24 protein-coding genes, 1 tRNA gene and 1 riboswitch are annotated in these 21,111 nt (G+C 39.0%); of the genes, 9 read left to right on the forward strand and 16 right to left on the reverse strand.

The window, feature by feature from the left end:
* Positions 1 to 24 precede the first annotated feature (24 nt).
* The gene (locus ACOMC3_RS06085) at positions 25 to 426 is read left to right on the forward strand and encodes a DoxX family protein (RefSeq protein ID WP_420318642.1); all 402 of its coding nucleotides are present in this window, start codon (positions 25 to 27) and stop codon (positions 424 to 426) included.
* On the forward strand, positions 423 to 995 hold the full coding sequence (locus ACOMC3_RS06090) for a toxin-antitoxin system YwqK family antitoxin (protein ID WP_420318643.1): 573 nt from the start codon (positions 423 to 425) through the stop codon (positions 993 to 995). Before ACOMC3_RS06085 ends, ACOMC3_RS06090 begins: the two co-directional genes overlap by 4 nt.
* Positions 996 to 1,062: 67 nt before the next feature.
* Here the strand turns inward: ACOMC3_RS06090 and ACOMC3_RS06095 are convergent, their stop codons facing one another.
* Positions 1,063 to 1,488 (reverse strand): hypothetical protein, encoded by a 426-nt coding sequence (locus ACOMC3_RS06095; RefSeq protein ID WP_420318644.1) that lies wholly within the window; start codon positions 1,486 to 1,488, stop codon positions 1,063 to 1,065.
* Between the two features lie 45 nt (positions 1,489 to 1,533).
* Here ACOMC3_RS06095 and ACOMC3_RS06100 point away from each other — a divergent pair, with 45 nt between their 5' ends.
* Together ACOMC3_RS06100 and ACOMC3_RS06105 are read left to right on the forward strand one after the other, a co-directional pair.
* Positions 1,534 to 1,743, forward strand: coding sequence for a hypothetical protein (locus ACOMC3_RS06100; RefSeq protein ID WP_420318645.1), 210 nt, complete (start codon positions 1,534 to 1,536; stop codon positions 1,741 to 1,743).
* Between the two features lie 23 nt (positions 1,744 to 1,766).
* Positions 1,767 to 2,786 (forward strand): D-alanine--D-alanine ligase family protein, encoded by a 1,020-nt coding sequence (locus ACOMC3_RS06105; protein ID WP_420318646.1) that lies wholly within the window; start codon positions 1,767 to 1,769, stop codon positions 2,784 to 2,786.
* A 6-nt stretch (positions 2,787 to 2,792) separates the two neighbouring features.
* On the opposite strand, the gene ACOMC3_RS06110 is transcribed toward ACOMC3_RS06105, so the two are convergent.
* A complete protein-coding gene (locus ACOMC3_RS06110) occupies positions 2,793 to 3,353 on the reverse strand; it encodes a redoxin domain-containing protein (protein WP_420318647.1) in 561 nt (186 codons plus the stop codon).
* A gap of 237 nt (positions 3,354 to 3,590) precedes the next feature.
* On the opposite strand from ACOMC3_RS06110, the gene ACOMC3_RS06115 reads away from it, so the two are divergent.
* Positions 3,591 to 4,790 carry a sensor histidine kinase gene (locus tag ACOMC3_RS06115; protein WP_420318648.1) on the forward strand — a complete coding sequence of 400 codons (1,200 nt, stop codon included), beginning with the start codon at positions 3,591 to 3,593 and terminating at the stop codon, positions 4,788 to 4,790.
* A 45-nt stretch (positions 4,791 to 4,835) separates the two neighbouring features.
* Here ACOMC3_RS06115 and ACOMC3_RS06120 read toward each other — a convergent pair whose 3' ends face one another.
* The 6 genes from ACOMC3_RS06120 to ACOMC3_RS06145 all read right to left on the reverse strand — a co-directional run bounded on the left by ACOMC3_RS06120 (position 4,836) and on the right by ACOMC3_RS06145 (position 10,072).
* Positions 4,836 to 5,438 (reverse strand): DUF2867 domain-containing protein, encoded by a 603-nt coding sequence (locus tag ACOMC3_RS06120; RefSeq protein ID WP_420318649.1) that lies wholly within the window; start codon positions 5,436 to 5,438, stop codon positions 4,836 to 4,838.
* Between the two features lie 40 nt (positions 5,439 to 5,478).
* Positions 5,479 to 5,823, reverse strand: coding sequence for an MmcQ/YjbR family DNA-binding protein (locus ACOMC3_RS06125; protein ID WP_420318650.1), 345 nt, complete (start codon positions 5,821 to 5,823; stop codon positions 5,479 to 5,481).
* Between the two features lie 39 nt (positions 5,824 to 5,862).
* Positions 5,863 to 6,156, reverse strand: a complete 294-nt coding sequence (locus ACOMC3_RS06130; RefSeq protein WP_420318651.1) for a rhodanese-like domain-containing protein — start codon at positions 6,154 to 6,156, stop codon at positions 5,863 to 5,865.
* Positions 6,157 to 6,240: 84 nt separating this feature from the next.
* Positions 6,241 to 6,981, reverse strand: a complete 741-nt coding sequence (locus ACOMC3_RS06135; RefSeq protein ID WP_420318652.1) for a tRNA1(Val) (adenine(37)-N6)-methyltransferase — start codon at positions 6,979 to 6,981, stop codon at positions 6,241 to 6,243.
* A 158-nt stretch (positions 6,982 to 7,139) separates the two neighbouring features.
* Positions 7,140 to 9,749, reverse strand: coding sequence for an ABC transporter permease (locus ACOMC3_RS06140; protein WP_420318653.1), 2,610 nt, complete (start codon positions 9,747 to 9,749; stop codon positions 7,140 to 7,142).
* On the reverse strand, positions 9,746 to 10,072 hold the full coding sequence (locus ACOMC3_RS06145) for a PadR family transcriptional regulator (RefSeq protein ID WP_420318654.1): 327 nt from the start codon (positions 10,070 to 10,072) through the stop codon (positions 9,746 to 9,748). The genes ACOMC3_RS06140 and ACOMC3_RS06145 overlap by 4 nt, the downstream gene beginning before the upstream one ends.
* A gap of 209 nt (positions 10,073 to 10,281) precedes the next feature.
* On the opposite strand from ACOMC3_RS06145, the gene ACOMC3_RS06150 reads away from it, so the two are divergent.
* The gene (locus ACOMC3_RS06150) at positions 10,282 to 10,491 is read left to right on the forward strand and encodes an RNA-binding S4 domain-containing protein (RefSeq protein ID WP_420318655.1); all 210 of its coding nucleotides are present in this window, start codon (positions 10,282 to 10,284) and stop codon (positions 10,489 to 10,491) included.
* Here the strand turns inward: ACOMC3_RS06150 and ACOMC3_RS06155 are convergent.
* The 3 genes from ACOMC3_RS06155 to ACOMC3_RS06165 form a co-directional block, all read right to left on the reverse strand.
* Positions 10,484 to 10,846, reverse strand: coding sequence for a glyoxalase (locus ACOMC3_RS06155; protein WP_420318656.1), 363 nt, complete (start codon positions 10,844 to 10,846; stop codon positions 10,484 to 10,486). The genes ACOMC3_RS06150 and ACOMC3_RS06155 overlap by 8 nt on opposite strands.
* A 271-nt stretch (positions 10,847 to 11,117) precedes the next feature.
* Entirely contained in the window at positions 11,118 to 11,690 is a 573-nt protein-coding gene (locus tag ACOMC3_RS06160; protein ID WP_420318657.1) for a transposase, read from the reverse strand.
* Positions 11,691 to 11,745: 55 nt separating this feature from the next.
* Positions 11,746 to 12,942, reverse strand: a complete 1,197-nt coding sequence (locus ACOMC3_RS06165) for an NAD(P)/FAD-dependent oxidoreductase (RefSeq protein WP_420318658.1) — start codon at positions 12,940 to 12,942, stop codon at positions 11,746 to 11,748.
* A gap of 67 nt (positions 12,943 to 13,009) precedes the next feature.
* Between ACOMC3_RS06165 and ACOMC3_RS06170 the strand changes: the two genes are divergently transcribed.
* Positions 13,010 to 13,816 carry an aminotransferase class IV gene (locus ACOMC3_RS06170; protein ID WP_420318659.1) on the forward strand — a complete coding sequence of 269 codons (807 nt, stop codon included), beginning with the start codon at positions 13,010 to 13,012 and terminating at the stop codon, positions 13,814 to 13,816.
* A gap of 30 nt (positions 13,817 to 13,846) precedes the next feature.
* Here ACOMC3_RS06170 and ACOMC3_RS06175 read toward each other — a convergent pair whose 3' ends face one another.
* On the reverse strand, positions 13,847 to 16,213 hold the full coding sequence (locus ACOMC3_RS06175) for an ABC transporter permease (protein ID WP_420318660.1): 2,367 nt from the start codon (positions 16,211 to 16,213) through the stop codon (positions 13,847 to 13,849).
* A gap of 175 nt (positions 16,214 to 16,388) precedes the next feature.
* A riboswitch (SAM riboswitch) is annotated at positions 16,389 to 16,493 on the forward strand.
* Between the two features lie 152 nt (positions 16,494 to 16,645).
* Here ACOMC3_RS06175 and ACOMC3_RS06180 point away from each other — a divergent pair.
* Together ACOMC3_RS06180 and ACOMC3_RS06185 are read left to right on the forward strand one after the other, a co-directional pair.
* Complete coding sequence (locus ACOMC3_RS06180) at positions 16,646 to 17,875, forward strand: trans-sulfuration enzyme family protein (RefSeq protein WP_420318661.1); 1,230 nt, start codon at positions 16,646 to 16,648, stop codon at positions 17,873 to 17,875.
* An 18-nt stretch (positions 17,876 to 17,893) separates the two neighbouring features.
* Complete coding sequence (locus ACOMC3_RS06185) at positions 17,894 to 18,565, forward strand: phosphoadenylyl-sulfate reductase (RefSeq protein ID WP_420318662.1); 672 nt, start codon at positions 17,894 to 17,896, stop codon at positions 18,563 to 18,565.
* Between the two features lies 1 nt (position 18,566).
* Here the strand turns inward: ACOMC3_RS06185 and pth are convergent, their stop codons facing one another.
* The 4 genes from pth to ACOMC3_RS06205 form a co-directional block, all read right to left on the reverse strand.
* Positions 18,567 to 19,124 (reverse strand): aminoacyl-tRNA hydrolase, encoded by a 558-nt coding sequence (gene pth, locus ACOMC3_RS06190; RefSeq protein ID WP_420318663.1) that lies wholly within the window; start codon positions 19,122 to 19,124, stop codon positions 18,567 to 18,569.
* A gap of 66 nt (positions 19,125 to 19,190) precedes the next feature.
* Positions 19,191 to 19,850, reverse strand: a complete 660-nt coding sequence (locus tag ACOMC3_RS06195; protein WP_420318664.1) for a 50S ribosomal protein L25/general stress protein Ctc — start codon at positions 19,848 to 19,850, stop codon at positions 19,191 to 19,193.
* A 22-nt stretch (positions 19,851 to 19,872) separates the two neighbouring features.
* The gene (locus tag ACOMC3_RS06200) at positions 19,873 to 20,802 is read right to left on the reverse strand and encodes a ribose-phosphate pyrophosphokinase (RefSeq protein WP_420318665.1); all 930 of its coding nucleotides are present in this window, start codon (positions 20,800 to 20,802) and stop codon (positions 19,873 to 19,875) included.
* Positions 20,803 to 20,984: 182 nt separating this feature from the next.
* Positions 20,985 to 21,057 (reverse strand) — tRNA-Gln (locus tag ACOMC3_RS06205).
* Positions 21,058 to 21,111: the final 54 nt, after the last annotated feature.

Here is a 21,111-nt window from a genome sequence, read left to right on the forward strand (position 1 = left end):
ATTTTCATTTTTAAAATCACTCCTATGTTAACAAAGATTGCTTATTTCATCGCACGTTTTGCAGCTGCCATAATTATGGCCCAAACCTTATATTTCAAATTTACGGGTTCTGCAGAGTCAATTTATATATTTAAAACTGTAGGGATGGAGCCCTGGGGCAGATGGGGTGTGGGTATTCTTGAAGGGATAGCTGCAATTTTGCTAATAATTCCGCGTACAGCCTGGGCAGGTGGTGTTTTGGCGGTTGGCTTAATGATTGGCGCTATTGGTATGCATTTCACAAAGTTGGGAATTGAGGTGATGGGCGATAAGGGCCAACTTTTTTATTATGCAATGATTGTATTTTTATGTGGCTTGTATGTTGTATTCAACAATAAAGCAAAAATTGAAAATGATGTTTTACCTAAAATTTTTAAAAGAAAATGAAAAAAGGCATTTGGATTTTAGCTGTCATTTTTATTGCATGTCAAAATTCAAACTCTATAGGTACTCCTTCCATTGAAGGCAGCCAGATTCCTCAAGGAGCTATTTTACAAGACTATGGGTCGATTCCCGGACTTCAAAAAGCAATTCTTAAATCCGGAGAAATCACAATCGGTGAGGGTGATTTTTTAAATGGATTATACCATGGAACATGGACCACCTACGATACAGAAGGTAAAGTTCAGTCTATCACTTCATACTTTGAAGGTAAAAAACAAGGCGTAGAGTTAATCTTTGATAATATGGGATATGTTCAGTCTAAAGGTTCTTATCATCAGGATCAGCTGAACGGAGAGTATCTCATTTATAATCGAAGAAAGATCGTAGAACGCAAAAATTACTCTGGAGGCCAACTAGAGGGGCTTAAGCAGAAGTTCTACACGAATGGAACAGTAATGGAAGAATCAAACTTTGTAAACGGGACTATGCATGGTGTAGCCAAATGGTATGATCAGGATGGTAATCTCACTATCGAGTACGAGTATAACATGGGAGATCTTATCGAACAATAGTCAATTATAACATAAAAAATGGCTGTTCAATTTGAACAGCCATTTTTGTTAAACATTAACTTATGTTTTATTGATCATCCGGAGTATTCATTTGTCGTGTGAAGATCTGAGTGATTGTACATCCGGTTGTTTCATTTTCAGAGGCCAGTCTAAGCGCAGTACTATTAACTATGGCAGTATACATTTCGCATACTTGTTCTCCATCTTCTTCAACGCATAATGAAAAGCCTCCACTGACAGTCCAGGTACCTGTTCGAATAGGAAGACCTTCCTGAAACCTAAACGTTCCATCCGCATTCAACTCAAGTAAATAACACCTTGTATCGGAGCAAGATCTGTTTGTGCTTCCATTGTCTGTAGGATTATCACAATCTGTACTAGCCACTGAGTCACCTTCCCAAATACCAACATAAGATCCCGACTCATCGTCATCTTTACATCCTGTAACTCCAATCAGAGCCACTAGTGTTAGAAGTAGAATATTTTTTTTCATAAAGTAAAAATAAATCAAAATTGCCTCAATAATATTGTTGTTGATATGAGTGGACTGGCATTTTCGAGTATGAGAGTTGGTAAGAAATACCGACTGATTAATTATGGAGAAGAATCTGAGTTTATTCTACTGGAAGTGATCGGTAGAAATGATTATAAGCTTAAAGATTTATTTTCTTTGGAAAGTTATCGCATGAGTGAATTGATACAGTATGGTAGAGGTGAGGATTTTGAACTTCGTGAAATCTACGAATGATTCACATGCAAAAGAATGAAACTATGAAAAACCTACTTGTTGTATGTGGAGGTCAATCTCCAGAACATTCAATCTCTATACGATCTGCCAAAAATATTCTCAATGCATTAGATAGGAATAAGTATCATATTACTCTAATTGGAATTACTCAAAAAGGTGAGTGGCGAATGATCCAAGAAGATGAATTGGGAGATACAATTACCAATCAAGGTGATGTTGTTTCTATAGTTCCCGGAAAGGCGGAGTTTTTGATGTGTGAGAATCGCTCTATTGGAAAGTTTGATGTCGTGTTCCCGATTTTACATGGTCCTAATGGTGAGGATGGCACGGTTCAGGGACTATTTAGCTTACTTCAGATTCGGTTTGTTGGTCCAGGTGTTTTAAGTTCATCCATCGCCATGGATAAAGATGTCACCAAAAGACTATTGCAAGAAAGTGATATCAAAGTGGCTCCTTGGAGATTATTAACTAAAGGAGATAAAGTACCTGGTTATTATGATATTGTAGATGATCTCGGAGAGGTTGTTTTTGTAAAGCCTGCCAATATGGGCTCATCAGTCGGAGTGCACAGGGTAGAGAATGAGAAGGAGTGGAGTGTTGCAATTGCGGATGCTTTTAAATATGATCGAAGAGTCTTGGTAGAGCAATCGATAATTGGTCGTGAGTTAGAGTGTGCGGTTTTAGGAAATAATCAGCCCAAAGCCACCGGAGTAGGAGAGGTCCGTTCAGGTGATTTTTATTCCTTTGATGAAAAATATGCAGAAACTTCGGACGCTGAAATAATCATACCTGCAGAAATAGACCGTAAGTACCTTCCAGCTTTAAAAGAAACCGCCATTCAAGCATATAAAACGCTTTGTTGCGAAGGCATGTCCAGGGTGGATATGTTTCTTACCCATGCTGGTGAGATTTATGTAAATGAGGTAAACACCATCCCAGGATTTACAAGCATTAGTATGTACCCGAAGCTTTGGGAAGAAGAGGGATTGGGCTATTCCGAACTACTCGATCAATTGATTGATCTATCCATAGAAAGAGGTTAAATGATTTTATAAATCTGCAAACGATTTGATTTCATCAATAGCCATACGATCCCTAAGTCCCTTGGCATAATGGACTTTCCTTATAATTCCTTTTTCGTCCATTAAGAATTCAGCAGGAATCGTTTTAATAGATTCATCTCCTGCCATCCAGTGCACAGGGAGTTTTTTCTTCTTTGCTTCAAAGACTTGCTGGAAGAATGAGGTGAAATGACTTTTTGCTGATTTTAGACCGGAGCTCTCTACTCCATAAGCATCATACCAGACTTTGTCAGGGTCAGAGATGAGTGGGATGGGAGATATCTCTTTATGAAAATGACTTTTAATTAGTAGATCTTTCTTTGATTCAAAAAAGAAGATCATTTCAAGCCGTTTTGTTTTTAGTTCTTGATGATGTTTTTGAAGATTATGTACCCTGGTATTGCAAAAGGGGCAACCTGCATGACGGAAGAAAGCAATTAGTACCTTCTTGCCTCTATAAGATTCCAGGTCTATTTCTCGATCGAATATGTCCGCTAGTTTAAAAACTGGTGCTGGTGCGTTGATGTCGAGTGTAATTCTTTCTTGCATTTGATTCAATCGATTTTGGATATGCTATTGATTTGATAGTTGAATTACGAATGGAGTTAGTCGAATAGATTTAATTAAGGTCAGAAAAATCATTTCCACTCACTAAATTAGATGAGTCAGGCTTTTAGACGTACGAATAGATATCCTGGAGCCAACCATTTACTCTACTTTTAAGTTTGTTTAACAATTAAGTTGCATCATATATGCATCTAGAATGAGAACGAAAGCGAACACCGTATGATTAAGCCTGAAATTCCTGAGAATGAGGATGAACGCATAAAAGAATTAAACGCATATCAAGTATTAGATACACTTCCTGAAGAGGATTATGATGATCTGACAAGTATAGCAGCTGAAATCTGTAATACCAACATCTCCCTTGTAAGTCTAATCGATGAAAATCGACAGTGGTTTAAATCTAAGTTTGGTTTAGATGCCAGTGAGACACCAAGAGAATATGCGTTTTGCGCTCATGCTATTAATGAACCGGAAGAATTATTCATTGTGAATGACGCAAGGGAAGACGAGCGTTTTCATGATAATCCGTTAGTTGTAAATGATCCAAATGTTACTTTCTATGCTGGTGTTCCATTGGTAAACGAAAAGGGATATTCCCTCGGTACACTATGTGTAATTGATGATAAACCGAAAACACTTTCTAATCCTCAGAAAAAAGCATTAAAAGCCCTTGGGAAGCAGATTATGAATATTCTCGAGCTGCGCAGGAAAAAAAGGGAGCTAGAATCCTCTATTAAAACACTTGAGATGACAAATGAAGAGTTGGACCGTTTTGCTTCTGTGGTAGCTCATGATGTAAAAGGACCGCTCGTTGGAATTAATGAACTTATTCAAGTATTGGATAATGACGATTATTTAGGAAAAGAATCTCAGCAAGCAAAAGAGTTGGTGAGTTTGATATCTAATGCCAGTGGACAGCTTAGCCAACTCGTAGATCGATTATTGGAATACTCCAAATCAATTCACATTGAGGATTTAAGCAATGCTGAAATTGAAATAGAAAAACTCAAGGATAATGTAATCTCTCTTTTTTCATCATATAATAACCTTGAGATTGATTTCGAATCGGAAGTAGAAAAAATAACGACGAATCAATCAGCAGTAGAGCGAATACTTTTAAATTTAGTAAACAACTCGATTAAATATAATGATAAGGATATTGCCAGAATAAACATTTCGCTAACAAAGAATGATGCGAATTATGTTTTTACGATTACTGACAATGGCCCGGGTATTCCTGAATCAGAGCATGATAAGGTTTTTGAAATTTTTAAGGTACTAGAGAAAGATTCTGGTAAAGGAACTGGTTTGGGGCTTGCTATTGTCAATCGATTAGTGACATCCTTAAAAGGATCTGTAAAGATAGAAACACCAGAACAAGGTGTACGGTTTGTAATAAGTCTACCAATCTCAAAATGAGAAAGAATCCTTGTTGAAAGTCATAATTTCAATTCATGGTTTGATTCACTGCTCACAATACTTTTGCCACCTCCTTTTTACTGATTTCATCAAGGCAGGGTAAACAATCCAATGTCGGAATGGCTGGATAAGCTTCATGTATAACCGACCAAATGTGCCCTTGGGTTTTACGTATACTGCCATTTGAATACCAAAATCTCCACCCTTCTTCACTCGCCCCAGGTGAAGTGCCGCATGAACCGTTTTATTCTCAATTTCTGATAAGTACTCATTTTGCAATTGGAAAACAGGAATGAAGTCATCTGTTCCCGGATCAATGAGGTCTTCGAATTTTAAGTTCTCTGACTCAGCATATCGTTCGCGAATACTACCTGGGATCAGGTGATCAACTGGCTCCTTTTCATCCCATTTAAATACTTTACCAAGAAAGAGCCTGAGACGAAATAGGAATCCGGCAAGACCCATTTCAGTCAACCGTTCATTGGAAGCTCTAAATTGTGAGAGAAACAGATCAAGACTATGCTCTTTTGTTAATGTTATCGGTACGAGCCAAACATCCTCAATATCAAAATCGGGAAGGAGAGTATGTACCCGCCAGGGTTGTTCCAGGTGATGCTTTTTGTCGATCTTAATTTTAGTGGAAGACATAATCCATGAACATTGACATAGGATGGAATAACTAATGCTGTTATTTATCCGGTCTTACTGTTTTAGATAAAATATTTGGTGCTACCTCACAATACGAAGTAGTTAATGCATCTTCAAAAAGTCCTTCGCTGACCTTATCCAATTCAATTTTCGTCCACCCATTTTTTCCCCACTTGTTTGGAACAGGATAAATCCCATTACCTGGTACCGATGAGAAGACGTTTTGATCGACCTCTGAAAGTTTCACCACGACCGTTTGATTTTTGAAATCGTATGTGGCAAATATTTTTTTTCTGACTTTGAATGAGGTTTTTTCAAAGTGAGGCTCCTCAGTTGTCTCTGGAAAGGAGAGTGCTAATCTTTTAAGTTGGTCAGGGTTGATCATAGAGGAGGTTTCGAGTCAGACTTTACTCCTAGTCATTGGCTATACTTCATACTTTTCAAGTTTCTGCCACCCTCCACCATTGATTGCCTTGAATCCATTGGCTTTGAGCATACGCTTCGCCTGCCCGCTTCGAATTCCTGATGCACAACACGTAATAATAGGTTTAGTCTTATCTAGCTGTCCTATAAAACTTGGAATGCTGTCAAGTGGGATATTTTTGCTGGTCCGAAGGTGACCACCTTCATACTCAGTCTTCGTTCTTACATCAATGATGACCGCACCTTCCTTAAGGTATTGTTCGACTTTTTTTCCTTTATTGAATAATCCTAGCATGGTTGTTAGATTTTTTTAAAAATATGGAATGCAATTAATGAAAACTGAATCATTAAAAGATTCGTTCCTGAATACTCAGAATTTCTACTTTAAATCCGGATTATTGTATTCCAAATAGTAGTCCTTTAGTAAGTCCCAGAATTCATCGGTATACTTCCCGTCTTCTTTGCGAATGATTACCTCTGATGCTTTTAATTCACTTTCTTGAAATGAAAAGCTCCGTAAAACACGAAAAACAGGATGATTTTTTTCATTTTTTAGATAGAGGTATTCAGATGCGTTGAGTCCTGATTTGATTGCTGCAGCGGTAAATACATTCATCTCTCGTTCAGGATATAAAACGTAACATCTCCCATTTTCTGCAAGAAGGGCTTTAATGGCATTGACCAAGTCTTCAATTGGAAGATTTTCATTGTGCAACGCAATATTTTTAGCTGCCTCCTTACCTTTTGTACTGTTGTTAAAGAATGGTGGGTTGCAAACGATTAAATCATATTTTTTATCGGTATGATATTGCTGAATGGAAGAATGATGGACGTTCAGTCGCGCTGACCAAGGAGAGTTTTCAAAATTGATTTTAGCCTGAGCATAAGCTGATTCATTAAGCTCCACAGCATCCACCACCATTTTGTTAGTTACCTGTCCCAGCATCACTGATAGCAGCCCGGTACCAACCCCTATGTCAAGCATGTGTTTTGGTTCCTTTGATTCCCTTAGTATTTGTGCGATCCAACCTCCAAATAGGCATGCATCTGTCGTGACCTTCATCCCAGATCTTGCCTGATCAATGCGAAACTTTTTGAATTGGAAGTAGGTGTTGGGCATGAAGCGAATATATTATGGAATGCATTCACTAAAGTTCTAATTTCGGCGATAGGAGAAACCTATAAACAAAAAATGCAGCTAGCTGTTTTATGATGTAGATTTCTCGAATGCTCTTGCAATGCCACAATAAAGGAACTTTAGAGAATGCTCTCTTTTCATCATTCATACCTCAGCTTAGTAGAAGGATTTGCTTTGGTCACTTTGGAAGCCTGCCAATAAATGGAGGAAATTCCTACCAGGAATAGAAATAAGATCCCGGTTAAAATCTCAAGCGGACCTAAGCCTGTTCCATATCTAATCAAGAAGTACAGAAACAGTTTATCATAGAAGACATACGAAACCGGTATGGCTATGAGCGCCGCAATCATAATTAGTTTGATAAAGTCTTTGGTTAATAAATAGTAGAGACTCTTATTGGTAGCACCCATAATCTTTCTGATGGCGATTTCTTTCGTTCTGTTTTCTGTTGTGTAAGATGCCATCCCAAGTAATCCCAGGCATGATATGGTGATAGCCAGAATACTCAAAACACTAAAAAACTTGATTTGTACTCGTAGAAAGTAATAAGCTTCTTCAATTTCATCGTCCAGAAAGGATGCCTCGAAATTGATACCATGATCGATCCCACGCCAGATCTCATCAAGTTCATTGATGGTACGCTTAATATTTGAACTGTTGACTGTCAATAAAGCATAGTGCGCTTTTTGCGGAGAATACCTGAAAAGTATTGGGCTAATTAACTCACTAAGTGGCTCAAAATTGAAATCCTCTAAAATGCCTACTACTCGGCATTTTGTGCCGTCTTCCAGAGTAAATCTGAGAGAGTCTTTTTGAAGGTTAAATACCTTCGTCGATGTTATAAACTGCTCATTTACCAATACTAGTTCTTCGTTCTTATTTGATGCCGACATGTCTTTGCTGTTGCCCCATTCCAGATTCATTTTCATGTTTTCCACAAAATCATCACCAATAAACACCTGGTAGGAGTTGAGTGTATCCTGATCGTTAGAAGTTGCTTTTACCTCGTTGGAGAGAAATAGTCCTGGAAGATCCGAAGAAGTCGTAATTGATTTCACATCAGGATGTTTACTTAATTCATTGATGGCCACTTGTTTGTCGATGCTCTCAAAAGGAACGGTGAGTACATTATCTGATTCAAATCCATGCTGCTTGTTTAGGACATAGCTATACTGTCTCACAATGGCTAAGACACCAATTACGAAAACCAGTGACAAGAAGAATTGAAATACGAAAAGGCCCTTCTTAAATCCGGAGACATTACTCTTACCGTTCTTAATTTCTCCTTTCATCGTTTGAATGGGATTGAGTCTGGAGAAATACTGGGCAGGGAAAATGCCGGCAAATAAGCCAACCAATATTGCAAAAATTAGAAATGTAAGAATTTGAGCAAAACTAGGGTTGGTGTCTAATACTTCTGCCGCAATGATCATACTCAGAAACTCTTCTTTCATTGGATATAATATCAGAAGCGAAACTGCTAATGCTAAAACTGATAGAAGAATTGTTTCAACGATAAATTGTGCCTTAATCTGAAATTTCTCTGCACCTACCACTTTTCGAATCCCAATTTCTTTTGCTCTTTTCAATGCCTGGGCAATGGAAAGGTTAGTATAATTAAATACAGCTGGTAGAAGAACGAGTAATCCCACAAACATGAAGAAAAGCAAGGCTGGCTCGTCCCATCCTATACCCATAGCGTTGCTGATGTTCCATCTAGGAACGACTCCTGTCAAGCCAATGGATTCAATTTCAATTTTCTTGGATGGGTTAAAGGAGGATGCTTTTGCAGCTAGTTGATTCAATGCTAAATCCAATTGATCGTTACTTACATCCGGCTGGAGCATTATGTAGACGTAATTGTTTCGATAATTAACCCAGTCAGTATTAGGGTTTTCTGCTCTTAGATTCTCGTAGGTAGAATAAGAAGTTAAAATTTGAAAGTAGAAGTGCGTCTGTTTTAGATTCTTTAAAACTCCGGTTACATTGAAATTACCAAGATTCGTTTCCAACACCTTTCCGATTGGATTTTCATCTTTATACAAAACCTCAGCTACTTTTTCAGTAATGACAATGTCAAAAGGTTTGGATAAAACTGTTTTTGGATCTCCAGCTATCAACTCAAAAGAAAATGTCTCAAAAAAGCTTTGATCGGTAAAGTTTCCACTGAAGTTCATCATGTTACCTCTGTGATTAACTTCAAGATTCAATTCAGAATTGAAACGAACGACTTCTTCAATGAAAGGGTATTCTTCTTTTAAGTAATTTCCGGCTGCAGGGAAAATAGAGCCATAAGTCTTGGTGTCTTCATCAGTCTCAATGAACGTATTTAATTGATAGATGCGATCCTTATTTTCTTGAAATTCATCTGATTGGTAAATCGAAACGGATATGGAAAGTGCCAGCAAGCAAATGCACATACCGAGTGCCAATCCAAAAATGTTTAGAGAAGTAAATAGCCGGTGTTTCGAAAAATTTCGAAAGGCAATTTTGAAGTAGTTTTTTAGCATTGCAATTGAGTTTTTGTTGTAGTAAGATGAGTATGCGGCTTTTGATTTCCGCCTTTTTAGTCCGTAAGAAAACAGGAGGGAAAGCACCTGTTTCCAGTATTTGAAGCCGGCTTTTAATTTACCGGATTCCTCAAGGTTTAGTCCATAGACCTCATCAAGGTCACCTTGAATGTCTTCCAGGTCTGCTTTTCCGGCAAACCATTTCAGTAGTTTTTTCGCAAGAGTAGGAGGCTGGTTCATTTAGTAGACAATTTGAGTTTTGCTCCGGCCCACAATTGATCTCTCAATAATTTCATGTTTGAAAGCTCAACTTTCGCACTATCTGTGAGTTCAAAATATCGCTTTCGTCTACCACCACGCTCGTTTGTTGGCTCACCCAGATATGAAGAAATATATCCTTTTTCTTCCAGTCGTGTGAGGGTAGAGTGTAGGGCACCAATACTTAGTTTGCGATTAGCCCTTTCAGAAATGTCATTGAGTATGGCCACTCCATAAGCATCTTTCGCCAGATTGGCGATGGTGAGAAGGACTAGTTCTTCAAATTCTCCGATGTATCCTTTCATGTTGTTTGGTTATTTTACATTCCCCTGCGTCCCACATTCCTTTCACACTCCCCTTCAAAGGGGGAATATCCCCTTGAGGCGGTTCGACGCTTCGAGATCATAAGGGTGTATTACTTTCTACTTTTAAGAATTAATCATACGGCAATTATATATGATATGTTTCTATTTTTAAGAATTAATATTTAACAAATAGAAATTAGCTTTGCTTCATGCAAACATTTGAACTGGAAGGATACGAATTTGTAGAGCTTAATAAGTTGCTGAAAATCATGCAATTAGTCGGCTCTGGAGGGGAGGCGAAGCAATACATTGACGAGGGACTTGTCCTGGTAAACGGAGAGGTAGAAACCCAACGAAGAAAGAAACTTCGAAAAGGAGATAAGGTGGAGTTTAATCAAGAACAAATTCAAATCACTTGAATTCTGCAATGTGCCAAAGCACTCCTGAAGGATCATAAATAAAACCTTCCTGACCCCAATCAAAAACAGTAGGCTCAACCAGTTTCACTCCTTGAAATTTTTGATCCAGGTTTTTTCCTTTAAGTCTTTCCCAATATTCGGTGAGGTTATCAACCTCAAGTACAAGCATGCTATTATCGATCCAGTCTTTGACAAAAAAATCCTGTAAGTAAAATCCAGTTTTATTGGTATGAAAAAAGGATAGCTTAGGGGAAGTCACAATTTCTTCAAAACCCCATTCTAGATAGAATTTGCGGGATTGAATATAATCCCTGGCCCCAACAAAAGGGCGTATGGATTGTACAGACGATTCCATGGTGTGGTGACAGTTGGTTGAATGCGTAATTTCGACAAAAATTCTCAATTGTGAATTGAGAGTAAAAAATACCTTTCAGCTATACATCAAGTGATTAAGCCTATTGGTGTAGTTTTTCAATAGTCAAGCTTTATCTGTTCATTGATTCAGATAAAGATTACTTCTATTGTTTTGAATGGCTATATGTATCATACACTCTCTGAAATCACCCACACTTTAGAGCAGCTTTTGGAAAGTTTGAAACTTTCCAAAAGCTTTTTTTAAAACCATCTTAATAATCTATGAATAATGATTTATCGACAATATGGACATTTTGGAGATGACAAACCTTTACTGCCTCATGACCTCCAAACCATTCCAATACTTTTTCTCTTTTGATTTTGGTCGGTTTGGTAGATAGCAACGCATGAAAAGAGCTATATGGCCAGTCGTCTAAAGAATTACAAAACCCATGATGGATAGGATTTTTATGGATGTATATAATAATCTGCGTTAGGTAGGCATCAGAATTGATTTCTTTTCTTTTGAAATTAGGCATGAACAAACTCCCTCTTCGGTCATACATTTTATTAAACGCCTGAGTGTAGCTGCTGAAGAAATTGGAAAATTGCTTACTAGCATATTTTTGAAATGTTTCGTACTTCCCAAATGGAGGCGCAAAGATTTTAGTTTGAATCAAGGCATGGAAGTGATTGGGCATTAGACAGTATGCATAAGTGTCCGCAACTGGCTCAATGTATTTAGCCCATTGACGAAGAAAGAAATGATAATTTTCATCTGAACGGAATAGATTTTCCGACCCGTTTGCATGATTGTAAATATGGTAGAAGACGCCTTGCTCCATTTGCTAAATATAGTAGTTGCAACTTTTGGAAAGTTTGAAACTTTCCAAAAGGTTATCATACACTTTCCGAAATCACCCACCCAGCACTCCAACAAGCTTGAAAATTAAAGCCCCCTGTTAATGCATCAATATCCAAAACTTCCCCAGCCAGGTATAAACCAGGAAATCGTTTGGCTTCAAACGTTTTTAAGCTTACCTCGGAAAGTTTTATTCCTCCGGCGGTAACAAACTCCTCCTTGAAAGTACTTTTTCCAATCACCTGGTACCTTCCTTGAGTCAGCTCTTCCAGAAGTTTATTCACCTGTTTTTTAGAAAGTTCACCAAAAGGAATCTGATCTGAAATGCCACAGTACTCCACCATTCGTTCCCAGAAACGGCGAGGTAGACTAAAGAGTGGATAATTAAATACTTTTCTTTTAGGGTGTAGATTTCTGTATTCCTGAAACTGCTGGCGGGACTGATCAGACGCAACCTTCAAATAGTTAACCAATATTTCAAAATGATATTTCTTCTCCTCCAATTCGTATGCCCCCCAGGAAGATAATTTAAGGATTGCCGGCCCACTCAATCCCCAGTGTGTGATAAGTAGTGGGCCTTCTTCAACCAGCTTGGTAGATACGATTTTTACTTGTGCTCGCTCAAAGGATATTCCTTGCAGGTCGGCGATACGTTCGTCTTTAATATTGAACGTAAATAGGGAAGGAACTACTGCAGTCATCTCTAACCTGGTTTCTTTTAGAATCTTCCATGTTGCTGGAGAAGAGCCAGTGGCAATGACCACCTTATCCGCATTCATCGCCTCTTGAGTGGTATGAACCACCCAATGAGAATCTGACAATTCTAATTTTACCAATGCATGATTTTTTAGAATTTGAATGTTATTGCTCTCAGCAAGCTTGAGAAAACAATCGATGACAGTTTGTGAAGAATTTGAGATCGGGAAAACACGATGGTCTTCTTCTGCAGTGGTTTCCACTCCTCGATTATAAAGCCAGTTAGCCATATCCTGAGTGGAGAACGTTTTAAAGAGGGGATGGAGCTTTTTTTGTCCTCTGGGGTAGAATTGGACGAGTTCGGATGGAGTATTTCGTTCGTTGGTCACATTGCATCGCCCACCACCCGAGACTTTCACTTTCTGTAAAAGTTTGTTCGACTTCTCTAAAATGGTAACCTGATAATCAGGGTGTTTTTCTGCAATATTGATTGCTGTAAAAAAACCTGCAGCACCTCCGCCGATGACAATTATTTTCACATTGCTAAGTAAGCCAAAATCAGATCAAAATGACATTCATTAAATTTACTAGGACCTAAATAATCATATGGCATACTGTTATTTCAAAGGAGGTGTAATTGATGAGTCCGATGCATCCCTCTCAATTCATTCCATCGGTGCAAATCGAGGGTTCGGTGTATTTGATTTTTTTCGCATGCGCAATGGGAAATATTGCTTCCTTGAGGAACATCTGGAACGATTTGCTCGATCGCAAAAATTCATGGAGCTATCTGAAATCATTGAAAAGGATGAAATTAAAGAAGCTTTAGAGATGCTAAGAGATTGGAATGGTTTCAATGATGCGGGCTTCAAACTGGTTTTGCTGGGAGATGGCAGTGAGTCAGATCCAGCGCTTGATCCCCTTTTTTTTATTACTCAGACAAATTTAAAGAATCATCAGGTACCCCCATTTTCTAGCATTATACTTCACGAATATTTGCGAGAGTATCCACAAATCAAAAGCACCAATTACTTCACGAGTAATCTCCTCCATAGAAAAAGGATAGCAGCAGGTTCCATTGATGTTGTCTATCACCATGAAGGGATCATTAGCGAAGCTTCAAGAAGCAATATTTTTATAGTAAAAGAAGGTGTAGTCCAAACTCCAAAACGTAACATACTCGAAGGAGTCACCCGAATGAATGTATTAAAGATTGCTGAAAATATTGTTGCCATAGAGCAAACTGACATCACAGTGGAGGAGCTTAAGTCTGCAGATGAAATATTTCTGACCAGTACTTTGAAAGAAGTACTTCCAATTGTAGAAGTTGATGGACAAAAGGTAGGAAACGGAAGTGTAGGAAGAATTACCAGGCAATTACGGGCTGCTTTTGAGGACCTCCTACACTCCTGAATTTAATTTTCTTAATCAATATAAATTTTCCTACTCATCCTTTAAGCATTTGGATGGATTCACATTGGCAGCTCTCAGCGCTTGAGAGCTTACCGTAACCCAGGCAATCATCAAGGAAATGATGGCGGTACCTAAGAAAATCCAAACACTTAAATCAATCTTATATGCAAAACCCTCCAGCCATTTGTCCATAAAATAGTATGAGATTGGAATGGCGATAATGATGGAAATACCCACCAACCTAGTGAAATCCTTGGATAGCATCATGACTATATTAGATACGGAGGCTCCAAGCACCTTTCTAATCCCAATTTCTTTCAGTCGTCTTTCTGCGGTGAATGTTGCCAAACCAAAAAGCCCCAAACAAGAAATCAGTATAGCAAACCCAGCGAAGTAGGAGGAGAGTGTCCCAATTCGCGTTTCTGACTCATACAATTCCTGATAGCTTTTGTCCAGAAATTCATATTCAAAGATGAATCCCGGACAGAAAGTCTCGTAGAGTTGCTGAACCTCCGACATAGCCACCACTTCTTTTCCATTTTCCAACCGTACCGCTACATTCCAGGTGTTCCCTAACCAAAAGAATGCCGGGTCAACTTCTCGATGAATAGATTGGTAATGAAAATCTTTTAGTACACCCACGATTTGAAGATCATATTCTTCCCACAGTTTTATGGTTTCACCATTTGCTTCTTCTGGAGTGAATCCCATTACTTTAACAGCAGCTTCATTCATCACAATTTTGGTGCTATCTGCCCCAAATTGCTTATCGAACCATCGTCCGGCAATCACTTCCATTCCCATGGTCTTTTGAAATTCATGATCCACTCTGATATTCTCAAATAGGATTCGTTCTTCTGGCTGCTTGGTACGCCAATCCAATCCGCTGGTATTGTTCATTTGGTGCAATAAGGTATGGCTGGTGCCTGCAGCTGAAGCCACTCCCGGAATTTTTCTCAGCTCTGTAAAGAAGGCATCTCTTTTATCTTGAATAGTGCCTTCCTGACTAAAGAAAACAACATTATCCCGATCATAACCAAGGTTTTTAGTCAATGCAAAGCTGGTTTGCTTATGGATTACAATAACCCCAACAATCAAAACAATGGTGATAGTAAATTGAAATATCACTAGACCCTTTCGTGCCCACAACTCACCGGCTGAACTCTTGATTTCTCCCTTTAATACTTTCACCGGATTGAAGTGCGTTAAGTATAACGCCGGATAACTTCCTGCCATCAAACCAGTAAAGATTACTGTCACAATAGAAAATGTAATGATCTGCGGAGTTAGTTGAAGAGATATCTCTTTGTCAGTGATGAAATTGAATTGTGGCAAAAGAAGAAGTACCAATACATAGGCGAGCACCATTGAGAAGAAAGTAATCATCAGTGATTCTCCGATGAACTGTTTTATCAGTGTTTGTCTGTCAGCACCTATTGCCTTTCTTACCCCTACTTCATGTGCTCGTTTTGAGGCTCGAGCAGTAGAGAGATTCATGAAATTGATACAGGCTATAACCAAAATGAAAACAGCGATTATTGAGAATAATCGTACGTATTCGATACGTCCGCCATCCTGCACACCATTCGTGTATTTGCCATAGAGATATTGCTCAGAATATTTTTTTAAAAACAAATCGACATTGCTATCACCATCTTCATTTTTACTTTTCACATACCCGGATATTTTTTCAGTAACTGCTTGTTGTTCAGCACCTTCTTCTAGGATGACATATGTATGAGGACCATTGTTTCCCCAGCTTGTTACCCAATCATTTTCATCTTTATAATCTTCAAAAGGCAATACAAAATCGAAACGGTAGGTTGAGTTTCTAGGGATATTCTCAAAAACACCAGTCACCATGAAATCCCGATCATTTTCATATCGAAGTGTTTTACCTACAGCACTTTCAACATCGCCAAAGAATTTTTCGGCTAGTTTCCTTGAAATACAGATTGACGATTTGTCTTTCAATACATCATCTGGGTTTCCGGCCAACAGTTGATAGCTGAATATATTGAAGTAATCTTCCCCAACATGAAAACCTTCTTCTTTGAAATATTTGTCATTGTTATAGGTAAGTAGATTCTTACCAATCCAGGTGGTAGTAGCTGCATATTTAATGTCGGGAAAGTCGAGTTTTAAGTTTTCAGCAAGTATTCCAGGAGTGGAGTTTGTTGCGAACATTTCGTTGGAATATGTCTGAAATTCCATGACTCGAAACAGGCGATCATCTTTTTCATGAAATTTATTTACACTCATTTCATCCTGCACCCAGAGGTAAATAAAGAAGGCACAACTAAGCCCGGTAGTGAGTCCAATAAGATTAACAATTGAAGAGACTCTGTGTCGTAAAAAGTTACGTAGCGTGATTCTAAGGTAATATTTGAGTTTCATGATAGGCTATTTACATAAGGATGTCTGAGAAAAAGAAAAGTTGCATTCTGATGCTTATGATACCGACTAATTAGGCAGAGGTTACAGACCGATAAAGAATTATTGTTTAAAAAAGATTTTGGAAGTTCAAAAACTTTGTTTCAGATTTGGCAAATCTTTTCAGCAATGAACGGATAATTTATAAAGAAGCACGGAGAGACAGGCTCTTTGATGTGCTAGCAACCTCCCGACCACTGGCGGGAAGGTGCTAATTCCTGAACTTTTAAAGTGTATATAAATTATGACATTCAAGAACAAACACACACAAGACATTCAATTACGCAACCCACATGCACGATCCATGTGCTGTTGTTGCTGCTAATTTTTTGATCTCTTAGAAGAGATCTGTCTTATCTATTTCCCATTTTTCATTTCTTAAAATCTACTTTCAAAATGAATTTTGAAACGCAAGCAATCCGCACACAATTGTCGAATGCTTCTCAAAAGGAGCATTCCGCACCGGTTTATCTCACAAGCTCTTTTACTTTCGATAATGCGGAAGAAGCCAGAGCCAAATTCAATGATGAGATTCCAGGTAACATTTACTCTCGCTATTCTAACCCAAATACAGACGAGTTTATCCAAAAGCTCTGCCTCCTCGAGGGGGCTGAAGACGGACTAGCCACTGCTACAGGAATGTCGGCAATGTTTACCAGCATGGCAGGACTGTTAAGTCATGGCGATCATGTGTTAGCTTCTCGCGCACTATTTGGGTCGACACACCAACTCTTCACCAAGGTATTTCCAAGATGGGGCATTGAGCACTCATATTTCAATCTTCATCGCCCTGAAAAATGGGAAAGTTTAATCACTTCAAAGACTAAAATGATTTTTGTGGAAACACCATCAAATCCTGGATTAGACTTGGTGGATCTGGAATATCTGGGCCAGTTGGCAGAAAAGCATAATCTAATTCTGAATGTCGATAACTGCTTCGCTACTCCATACCTGCAGAATCCTATCGAATGGGGTGCGCACATGGTCACACATTCTGCAACAAAGTTCATTGATGGGCAGGGTAGAACACTTGGAGGAGCGATCGTTGGTAAAAAAGACCTGATTGAAGAGTTAAGGTTTTTTGCCAGACATACAGGGCCAAGTCTTTCACCTTTCAACGCATGGGTCCTTAGTAAAAGTCTGGAAACACTTGCAATCCGGATGGAAAAACATTGTGAGAATGCATTCAAAATAGCTACATATCTTGAGGGTCATGAAGAGTTGGTATTGGTGAAATATCCGTTTTTGGAGAGCCATCCTCAGCGTGAATTAGCTAAAAAACAAATGAAACATGGTGGGGCGATTGTGACTTTTGTGGTGAAGGGAGGACTGGAGCGTGGAGTCAGGTTTCTAGACAACCTAAGCATGTTGAGTCTGACGCCTAATCTAGGTGATACACGAACGACAGTAACGCATCCAGCAAGTACCACTCATAGCAAATTAACTGAGGGGGAACGAGCTAGCGTGGGCATTTCACCTGGTTTGGTTAGGATTTCAGTAGGACTTGAAAACGTAAATGACATCCTGAATGACATTGAACAGGCCTTGCAAGCCAGTAAGGAAATAGAAGTGAATCCAAGGATCGAAAAACTTATTCATAATGAAAGTAAAAACACAAAGGATTAAATAATTGATTGGATCGGAATGAAATTTAGTAAACAAGAAAATTTGGTTCGTTTGAATGAGCGCTACACTCCCTTGAGTCCACTTAAACGGATGGAGCGACTCTTTTCAGAGATTGATCACGATCGTATTTTGATGACTTCATCCTTTGGTACCACCTCTGCCATTCTCTTACATATGATTAGCAAGATTGCTCCTCAGCATCAAGTCTATCTGGTAAGTACCGGCTATTTATTTAATGAAACCCTTCAATACAAAAAAGAGCTCAAAAAGAAGCTTGGGTTGAATATTGTGGAAGTCGGAGCTAAGGAAAATAAGCATCGATTCACTCAGGAAAATCAAACCTGGAAATACCAAAATGATCTGTGCTGCTTTATCAATAAAGTGGATGCAACGAATCAGTTGAAAAAAGGGAAAGACATTTGGATTTCAGGGTTATTGCGATTTCAAAATGCCAATCGTCAACATCTAAGAATCTTCGAGCCAGGAAATGAGCTCCTCAAATTTCATCCAATCATTGATATGACAGCTGAAGATGTGAGTTTGTATTTTACCATTTATGACCTACCTCAAAACAAACTCTACTATCAGGGGTACGGGTCTGTCGGGTGTACCCACTGTACAGAGAAGGGAGATCAACGTGAAGGAAGGTGGTTGAGTAGACAGAAGACTGAATGTGGATTGCATTTGTGAATCAGTTAAAGTGATTCATCGTTCGTTCTAAACCAATGGTGCAGAATGATTTAACAGCGTCAATTGCTCTGTCCATGTTCAGCACCAATTCATCCATTTCCTGTTTCGAAAAAGGACTGAGGACATAATCTACTTGTTGTCCTTTGTGAAAGTCATCCCCAACTCCAAAACGTAGGCGTGGGTAGTTGGCGCCACCAGTGAGTTGTTCAATATTCTTTAGGCCGTTGTGGCCGCCAGCTGATCCTTTTGGTTTGAGACGAATTTTGCCGTAGGGGAGGGCTATATCATCGGTGATGACAAGCATACTTTCTTTAGGAATCTTATGCTGTTGTAAATAGTGATTGACAGCCTTTCCACTTAGATTCATATAGGTAGTTGGCTTTATAAGATGGAGCGTTCTGCCTTTATGTTTTACTTCCGAAGTATAAGCTAGTTTGTTCATTTCAAACTTAGTTCCTTCCTGATCTGCCATTCGATCTAATACAAGGAAACCGATATTATGACGCGTGAGCTCGTATTCTGCCCCGATATTACCTAGTCCGACGATTAAGTATTTCATAATTTAAATAGCAAAAAAAATCCCCCACCAGCTGGCAGGGGACTAAAATAATTATTTTGAAATGAATTAAGACTCAGCTGGCGCTTCTGCAGCTGCTGGTGCATCTCCACCTTCGCCTTCAACTCCTTCTTCACCTTCCAGTTCTTCCTCTTCTTCCTCAGTATCTTTTCCTTTAAGTGCTCTAGGAACCTCGATACCAGCAAGAGTTACAAGTGGGCTATTTAGAATTTCATACTCTCCAACTTCAAGCTCACCTACTTTAATTGACTTACCTAGTCCAAGCTTAGAAACATCTACTTCGATGTATTCTGGCATGTTTTTAGGAAGAGCTTTGATTTGCAAGTATTTCACTTTTCTGATCAGCTTACCACCTTGCTGAATTCCAGGAGCAATTCCTACAGGGTGAACAGGAATGTTCATCTTAATAGGTGTTCCTCTGAATAGTTGCAAGAAGTCAGCGTGCATAATGATTTCACTCACCGGGTGGAACTGAACATCTTGAATAATAGCTTCAAATGGTTCTGGTTCTCCTTCAATTGTTAGTAAAGCAAAGTGCGCTTCGTCAGTGTATACCAGGTCTCTAAACAAGATCATTGGAGCGTAGAAGTGAATCTGGTGATCACCGCCGTATACAACGCACGGAACCATTCCTTCTTCTCTTAAGCGCTTCGCTTCTGTCTTGCCGAGATTTGCTCTTTTATACCCTATAATCTCAACAGTTTTCATAATTGAATTTGATTAAAATATGTTATTTGATAAATAATGAACTAATTGATTCGTGATCATGGATCTTACGAATTGCTTTTGAAAACAACTCAGCCACAGTCAGTACTTTGATTTTTGGACTGTCCTGCTTTTGAGGAATCGTATCCGTAATGATCAATTCTTCCAAAGCAGACTCCTCAATGTTTTTGTATGCGTTTCCAGAGAGTACACCATGTGTGGCGAAAGCTCTCACAGAGTTAGCCCCTTTTTCTTTCAACAAAGTTGCAGCCTTGCTGATTGTCCCAGCCGTATCTACCATATCGTCAACTAAAACGACATCTTTTCCCTCAACATCTCCTATGACTTGCATGGAAGCCACCTCATTGGCTCTTTTTCTGTGCTTATCACAGATAACCATATCAACTTCAAAAAGCTTCGCATACCCTCTTGCTCGAGCTGTTCCTCCTACATCCGGAGAAGCGATAATCATTTTGTCCAGGTTGAGGTTTTTAATGTATGGGTAGAAAATTGCTGATCCATCTAGGTGATCCACCGGGATGTCAAAGAATCCCTGGATTTGACCTGCGTGCAAATCACAAGTCATGATCCTATCTGCTCCTGCAGAGGTCAGAACATTAGCAGCCAATTTAGCTGCAATGGAAACCCGCGGCTTATCTTTTCGATCCTGACGTGCATATCCAAAATATGGAACAACCACAGTAACATATTTGGCACTTGCTCTTCGAGCTGCATCAATCATCAGAAGTAATTCCCAAATATTGTCAGCAGGAGGTACGGTGGGTTGGATGATGAATACATCTGATCCTCGGACAGATTCTGTGAAGTAGACTCCCATTTCGCCATCACTAAAGGTCTGCTTTTCACTTTTACCCAAAGGTTTTCCGTAATTATTAGCGATTGCATTTGCTAATTCAGGGTGAGCAGATCCGGAAAAAATCTTTACTGATGACATTGTTAGTCTTTTAAAAAAAATGTCATTCCGAGAGAAACGAGGAATCTATGTCAAACAATAGAGATTTCTCCCTTCGGTCGAAATGACAATTTATTAAGTTGGCCTACTAGGGCTCCCCGAAGTTCGCTAATGCTCATTCGGGACAGGCTTCTAGCCATCTTATTCCTAATAAATAAAACTTGTTGGCCTACTAGGGCTCGAACCTAGACTCTTCTGGACCAAAACCAGACGTGTTGCCAGTTACACCATAGGCCAATACCGGATAATTTTTTAGTGTTTGTCCTTCACTTCCGTTTTAACGGACGGCAA

The sequence above is a fragment of the Ekhidna sp. genome (assembly GCF_965212185.1).
In the GTDB taxonomy this organism is placed as follows: Bacteria; Bacteroidota; Bacteroidia; order Cytophagales; family Cyclobacteriaceae; genus Ekhidna.

Coding starts and splice junctions, on each gene's coding strand:
- ACOMC3_RS06085 (WP_420318642.1), top strand. CDS start 25: ATGTTAACAAAGATTGCTTATTTCATCGCACGTTTTGCAGCTGCCATA.
- ACOMC3_RS06090 (WP_420318643.1), top strand. CDS start 423: ATGAAAAAAGGCATTTGGATTTTAGCTGTCATTTTTATTGCATGTCAA.
- ACOMC3_RS06095 (WP_420318644.1), bottom strand. CDS start 1,488: ATGAAAAAAAATATTCTACTTCTAACACTAGTGGCTCTGATTGGAGTT.
- ACOMC3_RS06100 (WP_420318645.1), top strand. CDS start 1,534: ATGAGTGGACTGGCATTTTCGAGTATGAGAGTTGGTAAGAAATACCGA.
- ACOMC3_RS06105 (WP_420318646.1), top strand. CDS start 1,767: ATGAAAAACCTACTTGTTGTATGTGGAGGTCAATCTCCAGAACATTCA.
- ACOMC3_RS06110 (WP_420318647.1), bottom strand. CDS start 3,353: ATGCAAGAAAGAATTACACTCGACATCAACGCACCAGCACCAGTTTTT.
- ACOMC3_RS06115 (WP_420318648.1), top strand. CDS start 3,591: ATGATTAAGCCTGAAATTCCTGAGAATGAGGATGAACGCATAAAAGAA.
- ACOMC3_RS06120 (WP_420318649.1), bottom strand. CDS start 5,438: ATGTCTTCCACTAAAATTAAGATCGACAAAAAGCATCACCTGGAACAA.
- ACOMC3_RS06125 (WP_420318650.1), bottom strand. CDS start 5,823: ATGATCAACCCTGACCAACTTAAAAGATTAGCACTCTCCTTTCCAGAG.
- ACOMC3_RS06130 (WP_420318651.1), bottom strand. CDS start 6,156: ATGCTAGGATTATTCAATAAAGGAAAAAAAGTCGAACAATACCTTAAG.
- ACOMC3_RS06135 (WP_420318652.1), bottom strand. CDS start 6,981: ATGCCCAACACCTACTTCCAATTCAAAAAGTTTCGCATTGATCAGGCA.
- ACOMC3_RS06140 (WP_420318653.1), bottom strand. CDS start 9,749: ATGAACCAGCCTCCTACTCTTGCGAAAAAACTACTGAAATGGTTTGCC.
- ACOMC3_RS06145 (WP_420318654.1), bottom strand. CDS start 10,072: ATGAAAGGATACATCGGAGAATTTGAAGAACTAGTCCTTCTCACCATC.
- ACOMC3_RS06150 (WP_420318655.1), top strand. CDS start 10,282: ATGCAAACATTTGAACTGGAAGGATACGAATTTGTAGAGCTTAATAAG.
- ACOMC3_RS06155 (WP_420318656.1), bottom strand. CDS start 10,846: ATGGAATCGTCTGTACAATCCATACGCCCTTTTGTTGGGGCCAGGGAT.
- ACOMC3_RS06160 (WP_420318657.1), bottom strand. CDS start 11,690: ATGGAGCAAGGCGTCTTCTACCATATTTACAATCATGCAAACGGGTCG.
- ACOMC3_RS06170 (WP_420318659.1), top strand. CDS start 13,010: ATGGCATACTGTTATTTCAAAGGAGGTGTAATTGATGAGTCCGATGCA.
- ACOMC3_RS06175 (WP_420318660.1), bottom strand. CDS start 16,213: ATGAAACTCAAATATTACCTTAGAATCACGCTACGTAACTTTTTACGA.
- ACOMC3_RS06180 (WP_420318661.1), top strand. CDS start 16,646: ATGAATTTTGAAACGCAAGCAATCCGCACACAATTGTCGAATGCTTCT.
- ACOMC3_RS06185 (WP_420318662.1), top strand. CDS start 17,894: ATGAAATTTAGTAAACAAGAAAATTTGGTTCGTTTGAATGAGCGCTAC.
- pth (WP_420318663.1), bottom strand. CDS start 19,124: ATGAAATACTTAATCGTCGGACTAGGTAATATCGGGGCAGAATACGAG.
- ACOMC3_RS06195 (WP_420318664.1), bottom strand. CDS start 19,850: ATGAAAACTGTTGAGATTATAGGGTATAAAAGAGCAAATCTCGGCAAG.
- ACOMC3_RS06200 (WP_420318665.1), bottom strand. CDS start 20,802: ATGTCATCAGTAAAGATTTTTTCCGGATCTGCTCACCCTGAATTAGCA.